General features: G+C 69.5%; 5 protein-coding genes. 1 reads left to right on the top strand and 4 read right to left on the bottom strand.

The features are described from left to right. The 4 genes from Q4I23_RS30510 to Q4I23_RS30495 form a co-directional block, all read right to left on the bottom strand. The coding region (locus Q4I23_RS30510; RefSeq protein WP_498528704.1) for a biotin/lipoyl-containing protein at positions 1-305 on the bottom strand (305 nt) is incomplete at its 3' end. Between the two features lie 2 nt (positions 306-307). Next, complete coding sequence (locus Q4I23_RS30505; RefSeq protein WP_454019766.1) at positions 308-1,096, bottom strand: enoyl-CoA hydratase/isomerase family protein; 789 nt, start codon at positions 1,094-1,096, stop codon at positions 308-310. Between the two features lie 22 nt (positions 1,097-1,118). Then, positions 1,119-2,093 (bottom strand): alpha-ketoacid dehydrogenase subunit beta, encoded by a 975-nt coding sequence (locus Q4I23_RS30500; RefSeq protein WP_454019765.1) that lies wholly within the window; start codon positions 2,091-2,093, stop codon positions 1,119-1,121. A 6-nt stretch (positions 2,094-2,099) separates the two neighbouring features. Then, a complete protein-coding gene (locus Q4I23_RS30495) occupies positions 2,100-3,116 on the bottom strand; it encodes a thiamine pyrophosphate-dependent dehydrogenase E1 component subunit alpha (RefSeq protein WP_498528703.1) in 1,017 nt (338 codons plus the stop codon). A gap of 437 nt (positions 3,117-3,553) precedes the next feature. Here Q4I23_RS30495 and Q4I23_RS30490 point away from each other — a divergent pair, with 437 nt between their 5' ends. Next, positions 3,554-4,765, top strand: coding sequence for an ABC transporter substrate-binding protein (locus tag Q4I23_RS30490; RefSeq protein WP_498528702.1), 1,212 nt, complete (start codon positions 3,554-3,556; stop codon positions 4,763-4,765). Positions 4,766-4,873 lie beyond the last annotated feature (108 nt).

The following is a 4,873-nucleotide window of genomic DNA, read 5'->3' as shown; positions in this document are numbered from 1 at the left end:
GTTATAGTCTCGTGGGCTCGGAGATGTGTATAAGAGACAGGTTCCGGAGCGGGGGCGGCGCCCGCGCCATTTGCGGACCAGCGGGCGATCGGGGTGCCGACGGCCACCGTCTCGCCGGCCGGGATGGTCGTCTCGATCAGCACGCCGTCGCTGTCGGCCTCGACCTCCGAGGCGATCTTGTCGGTTTCGACGACGAGCAGCACGTCGCCGCTGCGGAAGGGCTGGCCGGGAGACACCCGCCATTCGGCGAGCACCCCCTCGGTCATCGTCAGCCCCAGCTTGGGCATCACCAGTTCGCGGACCATGGTCATTGCCCCGTGAAGGCGGCCTTGCGCTTCTCCAGGAAGGCGCGGCAGCCCTCGTGCGCGTCTTGGCTGTCCAGCACCAGCCCGATCATCGCCTGCTCGTAGGCCAGCGAGGCGCCGAGCGGCATTTCCGCGCCGTGGCGTAGCGTGCGCTTGGTCAGCTTCAGGATCAGCGGCGACTTGGCGGCGATCTTCTGGGCGGTGGCCATCGCCTCAGCCATCAGCTCGGCCTTGGGAACGGCGCGGTTGACCAGCCCCCAGGCGACCGCTTCCGCAGCGGTGAACTGGTCGCCGGTGAAGACCAGCTCGCGCGCCCGGCAGGGCGGGATCTGGCGCAGGATGCGCTGGGTGCCGCCAGCGCCAGGGAACAGGCCGAGATTGATTTCCGGCAGGCCGAACTTCGCGCTGTCGGCGGCGATGCGGATGTCGAGCGACAGCACCAGCTCGGTCCCGCCGCCGAGCGCCCAGCCGTTGACGGCGGCGATGGTCGGCTTGTCGCAGGTCTCGAACCGGCGGAACACCCGGTGCACGACCTCCGCAAAGTCGAGATAGTGGGCGAGGCCCTGGCGGCTGTCGAGGTCGGCGATGTCGCCGCCGGCCACGAAGGCGCGCTCGCCGGCCCCGGTGACGACGATCACATGGACGCCGTCGTCGGCCTCCAGCTCGCCCAGAGCCCGTTCCAGCTCCAGCAGGGTCGGCACGTCGAGCGCGTTGAGAGTCGCCGGGCGGTTGATGGTGATCAGGCCCACGGCGCCGTCGCGGCTGGTGAGGATGGGGCTTTCTTCCGTCATGGTGTGTCCTCCCGTGGGGCGTTCAGGCGAGCGTGCTCTTGACCGCCGCGACGATCCGGTCGGCGTCGGGCAGATAGGCCGCTTCGAGGGTCTTGGCGAATGCTATGGGCATGAAGGGCGCGCCGACCCGCAGCACCGGGGCGTCGAGGTCGTCGAAGGCGTCCGCGGCGATGCGCGCGGCGATCTCCGCCCCGACGCCGAAGGCCTGCACCGCCTCGTGCGCGATGACCACCCGGTGGGTCTTGGCGACGGAGGTGAAGACCGCCTCCTCGTCCCAGGGCTGAATCCAGCGCAGGTCGACGATTTCCGCCTCGATGCCCTCGGCGGCCAGCCGGTCGGTGGCGGCGCGGGCGGCGTAGAGGGTGGCGCCGTAGGTGACGATGGTGGCGTCGCGGCCCGCCCGGTCGATTCGCGCCTTGCCGACCTCGCGCGGGGCGTTCACGTCGATGTCGCCCTGGAGCGCGTAGAGCGCCTTGTTCTCGACGACGACGACGGGGTCCGGCGCCTCGATGGCGGCGCGCAGCAGGCTGTAGGCGTCGGCGACGGTGGCCGGGCAGACGACGCGCAGGCCGGGGATGTGGGCGAACCACGCCTCCAGGCACTGCGAATGCTGCGGCCCGGCGTTCAGCCCGCCGCCGTGCGGCGTGCGCAGCACCATCGGCACGCTGCACTGCCCGCCGAACATGAAGCGGGCCTTGGCGGCCTGGTTGACCACGGCGTCCATCGCCAGCGTCACGAAATCCATGAACATGATCTCGACCACCGGCTTCATACCGGTCAGCGCGGCGCCCACGGCGGCACCGACCAGGGAGGCTTCGGAGATCGGCGTGTCGCGCACCCGCTCCGGCCCGTGGGCGTCGAGCAGGCCGCGGGTCGCCTTGAACGGCCCCCCGGCGGCGGCCACGTCCTCGCCCATCAGCATCACGGCGGGGTCGGCGGCCATCGCGTCGTTGAGGGCCTGGGCGACGGCGTTCACATAGCGCAAAGGCTTCGGCATCGGAGGTCAGGCCCCGGCGGTGAGGGTGGTCGGCGTGTAGACGTCGCGGAAGGCGGCGTCCACGTCGGGCAGGGCGTCGGCGCGGGCGGCCTCCAGCGCCTCCCGGATCTCGGCATCCACCGAGTCGACCAGGGCGGCGAGCGCCGATTCCTCGACCCCGGCGGCGAGCAGCGCCTCGGCGGAGCGGCGGAGCGGGTCGTTCTGCGGCAGGTCGGCGATTTCGTCGGCGTTGCGGTAGCGCTGCGGATCGCCCTCGAAATGGCCGTGCCAGCGCGTGGTCAGGCATTCCAGGATGCGTGGACCCCCGCCGTTGCGGGTGGCCTCCACCACCTCCGCGGCGGCCTCGGCCACCGCGGCGACGTCGTTGCCGTCCACCCGGCGGTGCGGCACGCCGAAGGCCGCACCCAGCTTGTCCAGGGTCGCGGCGAACTGGGTGGAGGTCGGCGAGAATTCCGACCAGCCGTTGTTCTCGCAGACGAAGACCATCGGCAGCTTCCACAACGCCGCCATGTTCAGGCACTCGTGCAGGGCGCCCTCGGCCATGGCGCCGTCGCCGAAGAAGGCGACCGCCACCCCGCCGGTGCGCCGCGTCTGGTGGGCGAGCGCGCTTCCCGTGGCGAGCGGCAGCCCGGCCCCGACGATGCCGTTGGCCCCCAGCACGCCGAGCGACAGGTCGGCGACGTGCATCGAGCCGCCGCGCCCGCCGCAGATGCCGCCGGCCCGCCCCATGATCTCCTTGAAGAAGAGGTCCAGCTTCACGCCGCGGGCCAGCACATGGCCGTGGCCGCGGTGGGTGGTGGCGAAGCTGTCCCTTGGCCCCAGCGCGCCGACGACCCCGGCGGCCACCGCCTCCTGCCCGACGCTGAGATGGATGAAGCCGGGGATCTCGCCGTCGGCGAACAGCCGGGACAGGGTGGTTTCGGTCGCCCGGATCGTCTGCATGGTGCGGTGGAGCGCCAGCCGCCGGTCGGTTGGGATTGAGTTGGCCGGAATCGGATCTGCCTGAGCGGCGGATGACGGCATGGATGCCTCCCTTCGCGTTTCTTCCGCGCCCCGCCGGTGTGTGTGGGAAGGCGCGGTGCGGAGTCGATGCTCCGTTGGTCGACCAAACAATGAATGATGATTCATGTTTCAGTCAAGCGGTCTGTTTGCCCCCCATCCCGGCCTCCTTCTGGGTGGAGCGACGGCGTGGTGACCCTCTCCCGTCTCGGGAGAGGGAAGGGGCTCGCGCAAAGCGCGGGAGGGTGAGGGTACGGCCAACATTAAGGTCTTTGATCCTCGTGCGACCCTCACCCGTCCGCTTTCGCGGCCACCCTCTCCCGAGGCGGGAGAGGGGACAGCCTCAAATACACCGTTGCGCGGACAGTTGGCGCGCGTTACATTCTCAATGAAAAATGACTCATGGTTCATTCAAAAAGGCGAGCCACCACGCTCCGCCGCATAAGGGAGGAAAAAGCGCCATGCACCGTCGTTCCGTCATCCGCTTGCTCGGGGCCGCCGTCACGCTGACCTCGGCGCTCGCCCTGTCCGCCGGACCCGCCGCCGCGCAGGACACCATCAAGATCGGCATGACCTCGGCTCTCACCGGCCCTTACAACGAGTATGGCGAGGGTGGACGGCGCGGCGTCGAACTCGCCATCGAGAAGTGGAACGCCAAGGGCGGCATCAACGGCAAGAAGGTCGAGTTGGCGATGCTGCTCGACGACCAACTCGTGCCCGACCGCGCGGTGCAGAACATGCGCCGGCTGCTCGACAACAAGGAGCTGGTCGCCATCATCGGCCCGGCGGGCAGCGGCCCGACGCTGGCGGTGATCGAGATGGCCGCCGCCGACGGGCGCCCCTACATGAACCCGGTGGCGCAGACCCCGACCGTCACCTACCCGGACGGCGGCAAGCCTCGCCCGAACGTCTTTTCCTTCGCTCTGCAGAACGACGTCGAATCGACGGTGCTCGGCCGCTACGTCGCCAGCCAGTTCAAGAAGCCGGGGCTGGTGCACGAGAGCACGGCCTACGGCGTGTCCGGCGCCGACATGATCGCCAAGGAGCTGAAGGCGGCGGGCGGTGCCGTCGTGGCGACGGAAACCTACAACCAGCGTGCCCAGGACGTGACGGCACAGATCGCCCGTCTCCAGCGGGCCGGCGCCGACGTGGTGGTCTGCGTCGGGCTGGGCGCCGATCTGGCGGTGATCCGCCGCACCATGGCGCGGCTGAACTTTAACGTGCCGCTGGTCGCCTCCAACGGCGCCCTGTCGATCCCCTACCAGGAGGCTGCCGGCGATCTCGTGACCGGCACGCGCGGCTCGATGGTCTACGTCTTCGGCGAGGAGACTCTGAACCCGGCGGCGCAGGGCTTCGCCGACGCCTACAAGGCCAAGTACGGCACCGACCGCTGGTGGGGCAACGACCCGCAGCGCCCGCAGATCTTCATGTCGCTGTCGGTCAGCAACGCCTACGACGCCGCCGACGTGCTGTTCGAGGGCATCAAGCGCGCCAACTCCACCGATCCCAAGGCCATCGCGACGGCCATCGAGGGCATCCAGGGCCTGCGCGGCGTGAACGCGACCTATTCCTTCTCCGCCACCAAGCACCATGCCATCGCGCCGGAGGATGTCGCGGTCTTTGAGTATGTGAAGACCGGCGACAAGATCGGGCTGACGATCGTCAAGAACTGACGGGGTTCCCTCTCTCCTCCTTTCGTCTCCGGAGCGATCCCCCTCTCCCCTCTGGGGAGAGGGTCGGGGCTGTCTCTTATACACATCTGACGCTGCCGACGATTATAC

The sequence above is a fragment of the Azospirillum sp. UFLA03-27 genome (genome assembly GCF_059803775.1).
This window is presented reverse-complemented; position numbering and strand designations above follow the sequence as displayed.

Excerpts from the sequence above, each read along its gene's own strand:
- Q4I23_RS30500 (WP_454019765.1), bottom strand. The coding sequence starts at position 2,093 with ATGCCGAAGCCTTTGCGCTATGTGAACGCCGTCGCCCAGGCCCTCAAC.
- Q4I23_RS30505 (WP_454019766.1), bottom strand. The coding sequence starts at position 1,096 with ATGACGGAAGAAAGCCCCATCCTCACCAGCCGCGACGGCGCCGTGGGC.
- Q4I23_RS30495 (WP_498528703.1), bottom strand. The coding sequence starts at position 3,116 with ATGCCGTCATCCGCCGCTCAGGCAGATCCGATTCCGGCCAACTCAATC.
- Q4I23_RS30490 (WP_498528702.1), top strand. The coding sequence starts at position 3,554 with ATGCACCGTCGTTCCGTCATCCGCTTGCTCGGGGCCGCCGTCACGCTG.